This is a genomic window from Actinomadura latina NBRC 106108 (genome assembly GCF_001552195.1).
GTDB lineage: Bacteria > Actinomycetota > Actinomycetes > Streptosporangiales > Streptosporangiaceae > Spirillospora > Spirillospora latina.
In genome coordinates this window covers 26023-40372 of sequence record NZ_BCQS01000014.1, presented here as the reverse complement: position 1 = coordinate 40372, position 14350 = coordinate 26023, and the positions used below count along the sequence as shown (strand labels likewise).

General features: G+C 69.0%; 14 protein-coding genes. 8 read left to right on the top strand and 6 right to left on the bottom strand.

Annotation, left to right across the window (positions count from 1 at the left end; all coding sequences use genetic code 11):
* The 3 genes from AL2_RS21000 to AL2_RS20990 form a co-directional block, all read left to right on the top strand.
* The coding region (locus tag AL2_RS21000) for an HNH endonuclease signature motif containing protein (RefSeq protein ID WP_157438278.1) at nt 1-1535 on the top strand (1535 nt) is incomplete at its 5' end.
* A gap of 46 nt (nt 1536-1581) precedes the next feature.
* Complete coding sequence (locus AL2_RS20995) at nt 1582-2463, top strand: DUF6193 family natural product biosynthesis protein (RefSeq protein WP_067635997.1); 882 nt, start codon at nt 1582-1584, stop codon at nt 2461-2463.
* 21 nt (nt 2464-2484) lie between these two features.
* Nucleotides 2485-2982 carry an HAD domain-containing protein gene (locus tag AL2_RS20990; protein ID WP_067635996.1) on the top strand — a complete coding sequence of 166 codons (498 nt, stop codon included), beginning with the start codon at nt 2485-2487 and terminating at the stop codon, nt 2980-2982.
* Between the two features lie 53 nt (nt 2983-3035).
* On the opposite strand, the gene AL2_RS20985 is transcribed toward AL2_RS20990, so the two are convergent.
* Together AL2_RS20985 and AL2_RS20980 are read right to left on the bottom strand one after the other, a co-directional pair.
* Entirely contained in the window at nt 3036-3155 is a 120-nt protein-coding gene (locus tag AL2_RS20985; protein WP_312032864.1) for a DUF397 domain-containing protein, read from the bottom strand.
* 4 nt (nt 3156-3159) lie between these two features.
* The gene (locus AL2_RS20980) at nt 3160-4017 is read right to left on the bottom strand and encodes a helix-turn-helix domain-containing protein (RefSeq protein WP_157438277.1); all 858 of its coding nucleotides are present in this window, start codon (nt 4015-4017) and stop codon (nt 3160-3162) included.
* Between the two features lie 118 nt (nt 4018-4135).
* Here AL2_RS20980 and AL2_RS20975 point away from each other — a divergent pair, with 118 nt between their 5' ends.
* The 5 genes from AL2_RS20975 (at nt 4136) to mug (ending at nt 10437) form a co-directional block, all read left to right on the top strand.
* Nucleotides 4136-4537: an ATP-binding protein gene (locus AL2_RS20975; RefSeq protein WP_067635993.1), complete on the top strand. Its 402-nt coding sequence runs from the start codon at nt 4136-4138 to the stop codon at nt 4535-4537.
* A 546-nt stretch (nt 4538-5083) separates the two neighbouring features.
* Nucleotides 5084-7864 carry an aconitate hydratase AcnA gene (gene acnA / locus AL2_RS20970; RefSeq protein WP_174550867.1) on the top strand — a complete coding sequence of 927 codons (2781 nt, stop codon included), beginning with the start codon at nt 5084-5086 and terminating at the stop codon, nt 7862-7864.
* A 208-nt stretch (nt 7865-8072) separates the two neighbouring features.
* Nucleotides 8073-9002, top strand: coding sequence for an aldo/keto reductase (locus tag AL2_RS20965; protein WP_218003688.1), 930 nt, complete (start codon nt 8073-8075; stop codon nt 9000-9002).
* A 93-nt stretch (nt 9003-9095) separates the two neighbouring features.
* Complete coding sequence (locus AL2_RS20960) at nt 9096-9815, top strand: sulfite exporter TauE/SafE family protein (protein ID WP_067635989.1); 720 nt, start codon at nt 9096-9098, stop codon at nt 9813-9815.
* A gap of 58 nt (nt 9816-9873) precedes the next feature.
* Entirely contained in the window at nt 9874-10437 is a 564-nt protein-coding gene (mug, locus tag AL2_RS20955) for a G/U mismatch-specific DNA glycosylase (RefSeq protein WP_067635987.1), read from the top strand.
* Between the two features lie 70 nt (nt 10438-10507).
* On the opposite strand, the gene AL2_RS20950 is transcribed toward mug, so the two are convergent.
* From AL2_RS20950 to AL2_RS20935, 4 genes are all read right to left on the bottom strand, one after another.
* Nucleotides 10508-10927, bottom strand: coding sequence for an ASCH domain-containing protein (locus AL2_RS20950; protein ID WP_210747934.1), 420 nt, complete (start codon nt 10925-10927; stop codon nt 10508-10510).
* A 257-nt stretch (nt 10928-11184) separates the two neighbouring features.
* Entirely contained in the window at nt 11185-12033 is an 849-nt protein-coding gene (locus AL2_RS20945; protein WP_067635983.1) for a carbohydrate ABC transporter permease, read from the bottom strand.
* Nucleotides 12030-12995, bottom strand: coding sequence for a carbohydrate ABC transporter permease (locus AL2_RS20940; protein WP_067635981.1), 966 nt, complete (start codon nt 12993-12995; stop codon nt 12030-12032). The genes AL2_RS20945 and AL2_RS20940 overlap by 4 nt, the downstream gene beginning before the upstream one ends.
* Nucleotides 12992-14299: an ABC transporter substrate-binding protein gene (locus AL2_RS20935; RefSeq protein ID WP_067635979.1), complete on the bottom strand. Its 1308-nt coding sequence runs from the start codon at nt 14297-14299 to the stop codon at nt 12992-12994. Before AL2_RS20935 ends, AL2_RS20940 begins: the two co-directional genes overlap by 4 nt.
* Nucleotides 14300-14350: the final 51 nt, after the last annotated feature.

Here is a 14350-nt window from a genome sequence, read left to right as displayed (position 1 = left end):
GCTCGTGGGCGCAGGCCCGGGAATTGGCCGCCATCGCCGAACTCGCCCAGCGGCGCACCCGTGCCGAAGCCGATGACGAACCCGACCACCGGATCCTGTCGGCCCGCGAATCGGTCACCGAAGAAGTCGCCGCGGCCCTCAGCATCACCGGCAACGCATCGGCCACCCTCGTCCACCTGGCCGAGCAGCTCACCGGCCCGCTCGCCGACACCGGCGCGGCCCTCGAAGCCGGACGCATCGACCTGCCCAAAGCCCGGGTCATCAGCGACCTCACCGAGAGCCTTCCCCAGCAGGTAACCCAACGGGTCCAGACGGCGGCGCTGGAGAAGGCGTCCACCCAGACGACCGGGCAACTGCGCCGCCGGATCCGGCGAATCGCCCAGCGCCTCGCGCCCGAAGCCATCGAAGAACGCAAGCAGGAGGCCGTCCGGCAACGACGCCTGGAACTCTGGGACACCCCGTCCGGCACCGCCGACCTGTCCCTCTGCGACCTGGCGGCCGAAGACGCCCACGCCATCTACAACAAGATCACTGCGGCCGCGCACGGGATCAAGACCGACGGCGACCCCCGCCCCCTGAAAACCATCCGAGCCGACCTGGCCGCCCAACTCCTGCAAGGTCTGCCTCTCCCCGAGGCAGTCCGCACCCTCGTTGCCCAGACCTGCGCCGACACCCATTCGACATCAGCTCCCCTGAACGCGGAGAGCAATCCCGTCCCGGTGCGCGTGGCGGCTCATTCCGGTCAGATGCCCGATGGTCCTGCTTCCGTCCCGGCGGCCAGGGGCCTCTCTTGTACTTGGGAGAGCACAGACGATGGGCCTTCCTCGGGTGTGGTCGGCGGCGCATCGCGGACGCGATCAGCAAGCGTCGCCCACAGCGCCCCACATTGTGGCGACGTCCAGCGGCCGGACGGCGAGCCCGTGCGGGCACTGGCCAGACTCGACCACGCCGAGGGCTGCGGCGCGCATCGCGAACCCGATCCGGTCGGGAGTCGCGGTGACCCGGCCTGCGGGTCTGGAGACGACGAACCACCCGATGGCCGCGAAAGTTCAGGTTCGGAGGGGCGTGCTCGCGCTGAGACCGAGATCGCGGTTCTGGCGGACACGATCGCTCAGCGGTTGACCCATGTGAGCGGACGCGTTCCCTCGCGGGAGTTGCCGGGTGCCGTGCGGCGCGCCGTGCAGCGCATCCAGCATGAGCTCGCCGGAGCACGGGAGGCGATGTGCCGAGGGGACGACGAGGCGCATGGCCGGCCCGGCTACCGGCCGTCCGCCGCCATGCGCCGGGAGGTCGAGGCCCGGCACGAGACCTGCGTGTTCCCGAGCTGCAACCAGCCATCCCGCCGGTGCGACCTTGACCACACGGTGCCGTGGCGTCCCGGGACCACGTGCCGCTGCAACCTGGCGCCCCTCTGCCGACGCCACCACAGGTTGAAACAACGCCCCGACTGGCGGCTCGTCCAAGTCTGGCCCGGCCTGCTGATCTGGGTCACACCATCGGGCACCTGGTACATCGTCCGCCCCGACCGGCGATAGCGCTGCGCCGACCGGACGGTCCGGTCCTTCACGGGGACTCGACAGGATGTTCGGCGAGCGGCAGCAGCGCATGCTCACCGCGATCGGTGCTCCGGCCGGATCAGCGCTTCTGCCGATCATCCAGGTCCAGAGTCGGTGCGGCACAGTGGGAGCCGTGCCACGACCACCGCGCGGAGACCATGTTCGCCTCTACCCCGAGATCGGCTCAGCCGGAAGCCTGCAGGCCGCGATGCAGTTCGCGTTCGATCGCGCGGGCTATGAGCTGACCGCGCTCCAGGCCGGTGCGCCCGGTTGGTGGGACTGCGCTACCCGGGTCGGGGAGGGTCATCGACACGTGAGTGTCGTCGCGGCCAGCCAGGAGCGATGCCTGCTGATGGAGTTCTGGAGTCAGGGCGTCATGATGGCCAAGGCCAAGACCGGCGACTTGGACGCTGCAGCCGAAGCCATCGGAACTTGGCAGGCGGGCTATCGCTTGGCTGAACTTAAGAGCGTGTGCCCGTTCGTCGAGTACGGCAGCCTTGCCGAGGCACACGAAAGGGGGAACGCGGTCGAAGCGCAGTGGGTGATTTACCGGACCACAGCGGCCTCACACGTCGACCATGATCTGATCGAGGCCGCCTACGCCCAACCTGAGCTACGAGTCCTGTTCCCCTTCCACAGCCACCGGACGCTGAACTTCAGCCGCTGCACTGGCTTCCCCTACACCCACGACGTTCCTGTGATCAGCCCTGGGACGAATGGGAAATACCGCATCACTTGGTGGCACGACCGCTCACCTGACGGCCCCGCCATCGCAGTGGCCGACAGCCCCTACGACGCCGTCGCTGTGGTCATCGCCCACCTCCCAGACAACTGCGGCCCGGCCGTCGCCGGCGCCGCCAACGATCTTGACAACCCAGCCGCTCGGCCGGGGCGGCCACATGGTTGAACGCCAAGAGGACAGCGCGGCATGACCGGCCACCAGGAACGCCCCCTGCTCTTCCTTGATGTCGACGGGCCGCTCCTGCCGTTCGGCGACGGCTCACGGGGCGTGCGGTCCGGCGCAGGGCCGACCGCGCACCTGGGGCGGCTCGACCCGCAGGTGGGGCTTCGGCTGGCGGCCCTGCCATGCGACCTGGTCTGGGCCACGACCTGGGAGGACGAGGCGAACGCCCTGATCGCGCCCCGGATCGGGTTGCCACGGCTCCCCGTCGTGACCTGGCCCGAGCCCTCCGACGAGCACGAACGCGAGGACCACTGGTTCGGGCTCTGCTGGAAGACCAGAACCGTGGTGGCCTGGGCAAACCAGCGTCCATTCGCCTGGGTCGACGACGAGATCACCGACGCCGATCGGGACTGGGTGTCCACGCACCATCCCGGCCGAGCCCTCCTCCACCACATCGCGTCGGCCCAAGGCATCACCGACGATGACTTCGCAGCCCTCAACCACTGGCTACGAACAGTTTGAGGCACCGAAGGCCCACAGGATTCGACAACTGCTCGCCGAATGTTCGGCAGGCGTCAGCGCTTCAGGGTTGCCAGGAGGGCTGCGAACTCGTCACGTCCCACGACGAGCTTGGGGCCGTGCGGGTTCTTGGAGTCGCGGAGGGCGATCGTCTGGGGGAAACGGGCGACCTCCACGCAGTCACTCCCGGATTGGGTGCCGCTGTGACTGCTCTTGCGCCACGTCGTCGTCACTGAACGCCTCCATAGCCGTCCTGATCACGTCTTTGGACCTGTGCTCGGGAAGAGCCCTCGCGCTGATCCGTGCAAACAGGATCGCGTATTCTGCGGCCTCTACAGGAGACGATATAAGCCGACCGCCACCGAGCGACTCGGTGTAGGCGACCTCACCGAAATCGTCGCCCGTAACGAGCTTCACGCCACCGTCCAGGCCGGGGTGCGCGCCGGTCGCGAAGGTCTGCGGGATCACGTGGACGACGACGTTCGGCCGCTCCGCCACTTCGAGGACGTGCGTGAGTTGCTCCCGCATGATGCGGGGGCTTCCCACGGGCCACCGCAGAGTGGTCTCGCTCAGCAGCACCATGACGAATGTCCGGTCGAGGACGCCCTGTCGATCCATCCGTTCGGTGACGTCCGGCTCGGGGTCGGGCACGCCTCCGCCCGTCAGGAGCGCTCGGGCGTACTCCTCGGTTTGGAACAGACCGGTGATCACCTGCGGCTCGAAGATCCGAATGATGCGCGCCCGCTTCTCGAAGGTTGAGAGCTGTGCCAGCCATTGCGGATCGTGGCCGATGCTGGCGTACCAGACCAGGATCGAGAAGACCCCGCACGTCTCCCACGCCTTGTCGAGGAGGGCCGCGCGTTGCGCGTCCAGGCGGTCTATGCCGTTCTCAATGCGTGAAACGGTCGCCTTGCTCGCGTTGATGATGCGTCCCACCGCTTCGCCGGACAGCCCGCGCTGGTTGCGGCAGAAACGCAAGTAGTAGGCGACGAAGGACCACATGCTGCTCTTCGGGTCCGGCGGTGCGTTGGTGGCCATGGGGGAGGGCCTCTGCGTTCCGTGTTGTTTCGACTGCACTACGTACGCATGCCAACTTAGCGTGACCACGTGACTCTGTGTCGTGATTCGCACACAACTCACGTCGAAGGTCTCAGCGATGATCACTGCACTTGCCCCGGAGGGGGCCTCTCCGCTCGTTCTCGAGCCCGATGACCAGGCGCCCCGGCTTGCCCGGAGGTTTCTCGCGGAGCGGTTCGCCGAGTGGGGGATCGAGGACGATTACGTTGGGCGGCTCGTGGTCTGTGAACTCGTCACCAATGCGTACCGTCACGGTGAGGGGCCGATCGTCGTGCGGGTGTTGCGGGACGAGCGCGACGGCCTGCCGGTGATCGAGGTGTGGGACGGCGGTGAGGGGCGGCCGGTGGTCCGGCCGCAGAACTACGCCGGTTTTTCGGGACGCGGGCTCCAGCTCATGGCGGAGATCGTCCACGCGTGGGGCGTCCGGCCCCTCAACGAGGGCGGGAAGGTCGTGTGGGCGAAGATCGCCATCTCCGAATGAACGAGGCCGTTGTGCTGCTGTTGCTGCAGCATCTCTTTCCCGGGTGGGGCGTTGCGCGGGACGAGCGCGGGGGCTGGCGGGTCGCCAACCGCGGCCTGAACTGGTGCGGCGATCTGGACGGGTTGCTTGCGCTACTCGTCGCAGCCGACCCGGTTGCCGCGCGGCGGGCTGTCAGGCTGCTGCGGGAGGGGGCACGACCCGTGCAAGGGAACTCTCGAAGGGCGGCGGGCGCACGTCCACCAAGCCGGGGAGAACCGGCTTCCGGACGATGCGAATGCCGCCTGCCGCGCTCGCAGTGCCGTCCCCGACGCACGGGGTGCAAGTAGCTTGATGTCGAGATAAATTGGGGATAGCTTGACGTCAAGAGAAAACCTGCGGAAGTTAGGCGGCCCTGGTTATGGGTGATGGAGCCGACTAAGGCAGGATCAAGGTAGACGAGCACCCGTCCCGGCGTGCGCCGCTCCGTGTCGGCCCCCGGGGGACGGGCACATCGAAGACCAAGACGAGCGCCGCGCGCTCATGTCCCGGACCGGACGCGCGGTTGCGATGGAGGAGGAGTCCGTGTCCGCGAACAGCTTCGGCAGCCTTGACAAGCTGCAAGTTGGCGACAAGTCGTACGACATCTATCGGCTGGACGCCGTCGAGGGCGCGGCCCGTCTCCCGTACAGCCTCAAGGTGCTGCTGGAGAACCTGCTGCGCACCGAGGACGGCGCCAACGTCACCGCCGAGCACATCCGCGCGCTCGCGCAGTGGGACTCGCAGGCCCAGCCGAGCAAGGAGATCCAGTTCACCCCCGCCCGGGTGATCATGCAGGACTTCACCGGTGTGCCGTGCGTGGTCGACCTCGCCACGATGCGCGAGGCCGTCCGTGATCTGGGCGGCGACCCCACGAAGATCAACCCGCTGGCGCCGGCCGAGATGGTGATCGACCACTCGGTGATCGTCGACTACTTCGGGACGCCGCAGGCGTTCGAGCGGAACGTCCAGCGGGAGTACGAGCGCAACAAGGAGCGCTACCAGTTCCTGCGGTGGGGGCAGACGGCGTTCGACGAGTTCAAGGTCGTCCCGCCTGGCACAGGCATCGTCCACCAGGTGAACATCGAGCACCTGGCGCGGGTGGTGTTCGACCGGAACGGGGTCGCCTACCCCGACACGTGCGTCGGCACCGACTCGCACACGACGATGGAGAACGGCATCGGCGTCCTGGGGTGGGGCGTCGGCGGCATCGAGGCCGAGGCCGCGATGCTCGGCCAGCCGATCTCGATGCTCATCCCGCGCGTGGTGGGCTTCAAGCTGACGGGCGAGCTGCCCGCCGGGACGACCGCCACCGACCTGGTGCTGACCATCACCGAGATGCTGCGCGAGCACGGTGTGGTCGGCAAGTTCGTCGAGTTCTACGGCGAGGGCGTGCACGCGCTGCCGCTCGCGAACCGCGCCACGATCGGCAACATGAGCCCCGAGTTCGGCTCCACCTGCGCGATCTTCCCGATCGACGACGAGACGCTGAAGTACCTGCGGCTGACCGGGCGCGGCGAGGAGCAGATCGCGCTCGTCGAGGCGTACGCCAAGGCGCAGGGCATGTGGCTCGACCCGTCGGTGGAGCCCGAGTTCTCCGAGTTCCTGGAGCTGGACCTCGGCACGGTCGTCCCGTCGCTGGCCGGCCCGAAGCGCCCCCAGGACCGCATCTCCCTGTCCAACGCCAAGACGACCTGGCGGCGGGACGTGCAGAACTACGTCGAGAGCGTCCTCGGTGCGCTGGACGAGGCGTCCAACGAGAGCTTCCCCGCCTCGGACACCCCGGCGATCACCCAGGAGACCGAGGGCGACAAGCCCCGGCACGTCGACGCCAACGGCTCCGGCCGTCCGCACAAGCGCGTCCCGGTGAAGCTGGAGGACGGGACGGAGTTCGTCCTCGACCACGGGCACGTCGCCGTCGCCGCCATCACGTCCTGCACCAACACGTCCAACCCGTACGTGATGATCGGCGCGGCGCTGCTGGCCAGGAACGCGGTGGAGAAGGGCCTCACGCGCAAGCCGTGGGTCAAGACCTCGCTCGCGCCGGGGTCGCAGGTCGTCACCGACTACTACGAGCGCGCCGGCCTCACCCCGTACCTCGACAAGATCGGCTTCAACCTGGTCGGGTACGGCTGCACCACCTGCATCGGCAACACCGGCCCGCTGCAGCCGGAGATCTCCAAGGCCGTCAACGACAACGACCTGGCGGTCACCGCGGTGCTGTCCGGCAACCGCAACTTCGAGGGCCGCATCAGCCCCGACGTGAAGATGAACTACCTGGCGTCGCCGCCGCTGGTCATCGCCTACGCGCTGGCCGGGACGATGGACATCGACATCCTCAACGACCCGATCGCCGAGGGCACCGACGGCCCCGTCTACCTGCGCGACCTGTGGCCCGAGCCGGAGGAGGTCGCCTCGATCGTCGAGTCGTCCATCGGGCAGGAGATGTTCGTCAAGGACTACGCCGACGTCTTCAAGGGCGACGAGCGCTGGACCGGCCTCGACATCCCGACCGGCAACCTGTTCGAGTGGGAGCCGTCGTCCACCTACGTCCGCAAGGCCCCGTACTTCGACGGCATGGGCGCCGAGCCGGAGCCGGTCACCGACATCCACGGCGCCCGCGTCCTGGCGAAGCTGGGCGACTCGGTCACCACCGACCACATCTCCCCGGCCGGGTCCATCAAGGTTGGCACGCCCGCCGCGCAGTACCTCCGGGACCACGGCGTCGAGATCAAGGACTTCAACTCCTACGGCTCGCGCCGCGGCAACCACGAGGTCATGATCCGCGGGACGTTCGCCAACATCCGGCTCCGCAACCAGCTCCTGGACGACGTCGAGGGCGGCTACACCCGCGACTTCACCCAGGACGGCTCGCCGCAGGCGTTCATCTACGACGCCTCGCGGAACTACATCGACCAGGGCATCCCGCTCGTGGTCATCGCCGGCAAGGAGTACGGCTCCGGCTCGTCCCGCGACTGGGCGGCGAAGGGCACCGCGCTGCTCGGCGTCCGCGCCGTCATCGCGGAGTCCTACGAGCGCATCCACCGCTCCAACCTGATCGGCCTCGGCGTCCTGCCGCTGCAGTTCAAGGACGGCGAGTCCGCCGCGTCCCTCGGCCTCACCGGCACCGAGACCTTCGACATCACGGGCGTCACCGCGATGAACGAGGGCGGCGTCCCGGACGAGGTCACGGTGAAGGCCGACGGCAAGGAGTTCACCGCCACCGTCCGCATCGACACCCCGGGTGAGGCGGACTACTACCGCAACGGCGGCATCCTCCAGTACGTCCTCCGCAACCTGATCCGCAAGTAACCCGCACCACGGCGACGGGCCGCTCCACCAGGGGCGGCCCGTTCCGTGTCCGGAGGCGTCGCCTTTCGGGCGGAGGCCGAAGCCGACGAAGGCTGTGGCGGCGAGCATCGGGCAGGCGGTGACCCTGCGGAAATCGCGCCAGGAGTGCTCCACCGCCCGGCGGGAATGGCCGTCCCGGAACCTCTGATTGGATCAAGGGATGGCTGGCATGAAGAAGATCGGCGATCTGGACGTCTTTCCGCTCTGCCTGGGCGGCAACGTCTTCGGCTGGACCACCGGCAAGGAGCGGTCGTTCGAGATCCTGGACGCCTACGCGGCGGCCGGCGGCGACTTCGTCGACACGTCCGACTCCTACATGGCGTCGGCGCCGGGCAACAGCGGCGGCGAGTCGGAGGCGATCATCGGGGAGTGGGCGGAGTCGCGCGGCAACCGGGACGACATCGTCATCGCGACCAAGGTGGGCAGGCACCCCGACCGCCAGGGGCTGGCCCCGGCGAACATCAAGGCCGCCGCGGACGACTCGCTGCGGCGGCTCCGCACCGACCGCATCGACCTGTACTACACGCACTTCGACGACCCGTCCGTGCCCGTCGAGGACATCATGACGGCACTGGACGAGCTGGTCACCGCGGGCAAGGTGCGGCAGATCGCGGTGTCCAACATCGAGCTGGACCGGCTGGAGGCGTCCCTGGAGTTCAGCGAGCGGGAGGGTACCGCCCGCTACGTGGCCATCCAGCCGCACTACAACCTGGTGTCCCGCGACACCTACGAGGGCCCGCGCCGCGACATCGCCGAACGGCACGGGCTGGCCGCCGTCCCGTACTACGGCCTCGCGTCGGGCTTCCTCACCGGCAAGTACCGTCCCGGCGCCAGCGTGGACAGCGTGCGCGCCGGGCGCGCGGCCAAGCACCTCGACACCGAGCGCGGACGCGCGGTGCTGGCCGCGCTCGACATCGTCGCCGAGGAGCAGGGCGCCGCCGTCGCGACCGTGGCGCTGGCCTGGCTCGCCGCGCAGCCGACCGTCGCCGCGCCCATCGCCAGCGCCCGCACCCTCGACCAGCTCCCGCCGCTCGTCGAGTCCGCCCGGACGACCCTGACCGACGACCAGCTCAAGCGCCTCACCGAGGCATCCGCCTGATGACGCTCTCCTCGGCCGGGATTCCGTCCCGACACGGGACCGACGCATCCGCCTGATGATGACCTGATAAGTCGGGATGTAGCGTCACACAACGTGCCGCATATCGACTTTCTCCTGGTCGGCGGGCTGGCGGCGCTGATCGGCGCGATCGTGCAGGGCAGCGTCGGCCTCGGCGTCGGCCTGGTCACGACCCCGATCGTGACGATGCTGTTCCCGTCGCTGATGCCGGGGGCGATCCTCGTGATCGCGCTGCTGCTTCCGCTCGCGACCCTCGCGCAGGAGGTCCGGCACGTCGAGGTGCGCGGGCTCGGCTGGGCCTTCGGCGGCCGGCTCGCCGGGACGCCGTTCGGGGTGTGGCTGGTGGCGGCCGTCCCCGACCGCGTCCTCGGCGTCATCATCGGCGCGATCGTCCTCGCCGCGCTCGCCATGACGGCGGGGGCGCGGGACGTGCCGCGCAACCGCCGGACGCTGGCCGCCGCCGGAGTCGTCTCCGGCACCACCGGGACCGCGTCCGGGATCGGCGGCCCGCCGATCGCGCTGCTCTACCAGCGTGAGAGCGGCCCGCGCGTCCGCGCGACCCTCGCCCTGTACTTCTTCGGCGGCACGCTGCTGTCCCTCACCGTCCTCGGCCTCGCGGGGCACCTTCCCGCCCGGCAGGTCGTCGCGGGCCTGGCCCTGCTTCCGTTCGTCCTCGCGGGGTTCCTCGTGGCCGGGCCGCTGCGCCGCTACCTGGACGCGGGACGCCTCCGCCTGGCGCTCCTCGTCGTCGTCGGAACGTCCGCGGTGGTGTTGATCGTCCGTAACCTGCTCTGATGCGTCCCGCGAAGGCGGCGCGTTCACGGTGCCGCCGGGCCGCCGGTAATTTTGTTCGATGCGTCCCACGAAGGCCGATCTGGAGGCCGCACGCGACCTCGTCATCCCCGACGTCCTTCCGCCGGACGGCGGGACGCTCCGCGTGCTGTTCAGCGGCATCAACTCGGGCCTCTACTCCGGCGCCACGGGGCACCATTTCGCGCGTCCGGGCAACCGCTTCTGGCCCGCCCTGCACCGCTCCGGCTTCACCGACCGGCTCCTGTCCCCGTCCGAGCAGGACCTCCTGCCGGGGTGCGGCCTCGGCATCACCAACCTGGTGCACCGCACGACCGCTCGCGCGGACGAACTGACCGACGACGAGCTCCGCGAAGGCGGACGCCGCCTGAAGGCCCTCGTCGACCGGTACCGTCCCGCTTACCTGGCCGTCGCCGGCGTCACCGCCTACCGCACCGCCTTCGGCCGTCCCCGCACCCGGATCGGCCCGCAGGACGAGACGTTCGGCGCGGCGCGCGTGTGGGTCCTCCCGAACCCGAGCGGCCTCAACGCGAGCTGGCAGCTCGACCGCCTCGCCGCCGAGTTCCGCCGCCTCCGCGAGGCCGCCGGCGCCCCTGGAGATCTCTGAGGCGTGCGGCACGTTCCTTGCCGCCATCTCGCCTCTGTGCTGATCTCCCGGTCGCGGCGGCTGCGCGCTCTCAGGTGGCGGGGTTGAGGGCGAACATCGTGTCGACCTCGTTGACCAGGGTGGGGTGGGGCTGCCACAGGTCGGTGCGGCCGAGGGCGACGATGGGGCGGGGGAGGGGGCGGACGGCGCCGAGGTGCCAGTGGTGGTGGCCGCGCTCCGCCCAGGGGCCGCAGTCGCAGGAGCCGCCCTGGACGGCGGCGGAGCAGACGTCGTCGAGGTCGGCGACGGCGATGACGGCGCCGATCGTGGCGAGCGGGTCGCGCGGGTCCCAGCCGGCGGCCTGGATCAGCGGCGAGTCGCAGGCCTTCAGGTCGACGCGCATGGAGGCGTGGACGAGGAGGGGGCCGCGGTAGGCGGTGGGCAGGCTCTGGTTCGAGACGGACCCGCCGCCACGCGCGATCGCGAACGCCCAGGGCTGCTGAACACTCATCGCCTGCACGCGGCCACCTCCACTGCTCGTCCCGTCTCCGTCGCCCCCGGGATCGCCGAGGCCCCGGCGGGATGCCGGTGTGCCGCGCGACGATGCCCGAGAGGCTAGGCGCATCCCGGCGAAATTGCCAACGGACGGGTCGAAAGGGTTGATGTCCGTCATGGGACGGCTGCCGGGCCGTTCGACTCCCATGCGGATCTCCTTCGATCACCCATGTGACGCATGAGAACGGGGTCGGGTTGACGTGCTCATGCGACTTATCCCTTGAGTGCTCCCGCCATGAGGCCGCGCATGAAGAAACGGCCCAGCAGCAGGTAGACGAGCAGGGTCGGCAGGGACGCAAGAAGCGCCGATGCCATCTGCTGGTTGTACTGGACGGCGACCGCTCCCGAGCCCGCGGTGTTGTTCAGCATCACGGTGACCGGCCAGCTGTCGGGGGCCCCGAGGAACACCGCGAACAGGAAGTCGTTCCACATCGAGGTGAACTGCCAGATCAGCGTCACCGCGAACGCCGGCGCCGACACGGGCAGGATCACCGACCAGTACGTGCGCAGCATGCCGGCGCCGTCCACGCGGGACGCCTCGATCAGCTCGTCCGGAATCGTGACGTAGTAGTTCCGGAAGATGAGCGTGCAGATCGGGATGCCGTACACGACGTGCGCGAGGACGAGGCCGCGGATCGTGCCCGAGAGTTCCATGTCCGTCAGGAGCCCCGCCAGCGGGATCATGACCGCCTGGTACGGGATGAACATGCCGAACAGGAACAGGGTGAAGACGACGTCCGCGCCCGGGAAACGCCATTTGGACAGGACGAAGCCGTTCAGCGAGCCGAGCACGGCCGAGATGATCGACCCGGACACGGCGATCTTGACGCTGTTCTCCAGGCCCGGCCTCAGCGCGTCCCACGCCGAGCTCCAGCCGGACGTGCTCCAGTGGCCCGGCAGGCTCCACGCGCTGCTCGGGTCCGCCTCGTCCAGCGGCTTGAAGCTGGTGACGATCAGGACGTAGACGGGGATGAGGAACAGCAGCACGAACGCCAGCAGGACGACCAGCTTCACCGCCTGCACGGTGCCGGACGAGCGGCCCGGCGCGCCCACGGCGGTCATCGGGTCCGCTCCGATCGGACGGACCAGACCAGGTACGGGATCACCAGGACGGCCACCGCGACGAGCATGTAGGTGGCGATGGTGGCTCCGTTGGCCGGGTCGTGCCGGTCGAAGATCTCCACGTAGGTGGCGATGGCCGGCACATAGGTGATGATCTGCTTGCCCGCGATCGCCATGATCAGGTCGAACACCTTGAGCGAGATGTGCCCGAGGATGATCAGCGCGGACAGCGTCACCGGGCGGAGCTGCGGGAACACCACGTACCGGTACACCTTCCACTCGGACGCGCCGTCCACCCGCGCCGCCTCGCGCAGATCCTCGGGGACGCTGCGGAACCCGGCCAGATACAAAGCCATGACATATCCGGACATCTGCCAGATGGCGGGGAGGGCCATCGCCGCCATGCCCCAGTCCGGGTCCTGCCACCAGCTGTTCGACAGGAACCCGAGATGGATCTTGTCGAACAGCTGGTTGAACCCGACGGCGCGCTGCGGCGGCGCCGGGTTCATCAGCCATCGCCACACCACCCCGCTGGCGATGAACGACACCGCCATCGGGAACAGGTACACGACGCGGAAGCCCGCCTCCGCGCGGACGCCCTTGTCCATGAGGAACGCCAGGAACGCGCCCAGGACGAGCGCGCCGACGACGAACACGGCGGTGAACAGCAGCGCGTGCTTCACCGCCCCCGGCCAGCTCGGCTGGGACCACAGGTCGACGAAGTTCCTGCCCTTGTCGAACCCGTACTCGGAGATCTCGTCGTGCTTGCCGCTCAGCGCGACCCGCGTGTTCCAGAACAGCAGCCCGTAGACGAACAGGCCGATCGCGACGATGGACGGCGAGACCAGCAGCAGCCCCGGCAGCCACTTGCGGCTGCGCCGGACGAACGACGAGCGGTGCTCCTCCGGCGCCTCCCGGCGGCCGGGGCCGGCTGCTTTCAGGCCCTCTTCCGAGGCGGTCACTGTCCGCTGTTCTTGGCGGCGCTCACCAGCCCCTGCTGGAGCTTGGCCACGTCCTTGTTCTGCAGGAACAGGCCGATCGCGGTGTCGATGTCGGTGTGCCACTTGTTATTGGCGTTCACACCGTGCCAGAACGAGCCCGCGAGCTTGGTCTGCGGGTTGTTCCACTCCTCGAACGCGGTCTGCAGGTAGCCGGTGTAGAGGCTCTTGTCGGCGTCCTTGCGTGCGGGGATGGAGCCCTTCTTCGGGTTGAAGAGGTCCTGGCCCTCCTTGCTGGAGACCTCCTTCAGCCACGCGGTCGCCCCGGCGCGGTGCGGCGCGCCCTTGGGCAGGGTGAAGCTGTCCGAGAGCCACATGTAGGTGCCCTCGGTGCCCGGAGCCGGCGCGTACTTGAAGTCGACGTCGAGCTTCTTGCCGAGGCCGTTGGGGGCGGCGCCGACGAAGTAGCCGTACGCCCAGTCGCCCATGATGTTGAACGCGGCCTTGTCGTCCACGACGGCCTTCGCGGCGCCCTGCCAGTCGGTGGACGCGGCCTCCAGCGTCGTGTACTTCATGATCTCGCCGAAGTCGTTCAGCGCCTTGGTGATCGCCGGGGTGCTCCAGTCGGCGCCCGGCTTCCACAGTGCGTTGTAGCCGTCGGTGCCGAGGCTGCCGAGCAGGACGTTCTCCAGCAGGTGGTCGGCCGTCCACTGCGCGCCGAGCGACAGCGGGATCTTCTTCGTCTTGTCCTTGACGGCCTTCAGCGCCGTGATGAACTCGGAGACCGACTTCGGCGGCCCGCCGACCCCGGCGTCCTTGAGGATGTCCGGGTTGTACCAGAGCACGTTGGACCGGTGGATGTTCACCGGCACCGAGTAGATGTGCCCCTTGTAGGTGATCTGGTCGAGGAGCTGCTGCGGGTAGACCGACTTCAGGTTGTTCTGCTGGTAGAAGTCGTCCAGCGGCTCGATCTGCCCGGCCTTGATGTAGTCGAGGAGTTCCGCGCCGGCGTGGCCCTGGAACGAGTCCGGCGGCTTGCGGTTCTGCAGCCGGCTCGCCAGGACGGCCTTCGCCTGCGTCCCCGACCCGCCGGCGATCGCCGCGTTGACGAACTTCGTACCGGGATTCTTCTTCTCGAAGTCGGCCTGCATGGCCTGCAGCCCGTCGGCCTCGCCCGGCCCCGTCCACCAGGAGAAGACCTCGACCTCGGAGCTGTCGTTCTTGGAGTCTCCGCCGCCGTCACCGCCGCAGCCCGACATGGCGAGGGCACCGGTCATGGCCACGGCCGCGAAGACCGTCCAGCGGCGCCGGAAAGCACGTACTCGCATCGTCCGTCCCTTCGGTAACCCCGGGAGGGCAAGCGTCCGTTCGGACGAGCG

Excerpts from the sequence above, each read along its gene's own strand:
- AL2_RS20995 (WP_067635997.1), top strand. The coding sequence starts at position 1,582 with ATGTTCGGCGAGCGGCAGCAGCGCATGCTCACCGCGATCGGTGCTCCG.
- AL2_RS20965 (WP_218003688.1), top strand. The coding sequence starts at position 8,073 with ATGAAGAAGATCGGCGATCTGGACGTCTTTCCGCTCTGCCTGGGCGGC.
- AL2_RS20975 (WP_067635993.1), top strand. The coding sequence starts at position 4,136 with ATGATCACTGCACTTGCCCCGGAGGGGGCCTCTCCGCTCGTTCTCGAG.
- acnA (WP_174550867.1), top strand. The coding sequence starts at position 5,084 with ATGGAGGAGGAGTCCGTGTCCGCGAACAGCTTCGGCAGCCTTGACAAG.
- AL2_RS20945 (WP_067635983.1), bottom strand. The coding sequence starts at position 12,033 with ATGACCGCCGTGGGCGCGCCGGGCCGCTCGTCCGGCACCGTGCAGGCG.
- AL2_RS20935 (WP_067635979.1), bottom strand. The coding sequence starts at position 14,299 with ATGCGAGTACGTGCTTTCCGGCGCCGCTGGACGGTCTTCGCGGCCGTG.
- AL2_RS20950 (WP_210747934.1), bottom strand. The coding sequence starts at position 10,927 with ATGAGTGTTCAGCAGCCCTGGGCGTTCGCGATCGCGCGTGGCGGCGGG.
- mug (WP_067635987.1), top strand. The coding sequence starts at position 9,874 with ATGCGTCCCACGAAGGCCGATCTGGAGGCCGCACGCGACCTCGTCATC.
- AL2_RS20990 (WP_067635996.1), top strand. The coding sequence starts at position 2,485 with ATGACCGGCCACCAGGAACGCCCCCTGCTCTTCCTTGATGTCGACGGG.
- AL2_RS20980 (WP_157438277.1), bottom strand. The coding sequence starts at position 4,017 with ATGGCCACCAACGCACCGCCGGACCCGAAGAGCAGCATGTGGTCCTTC.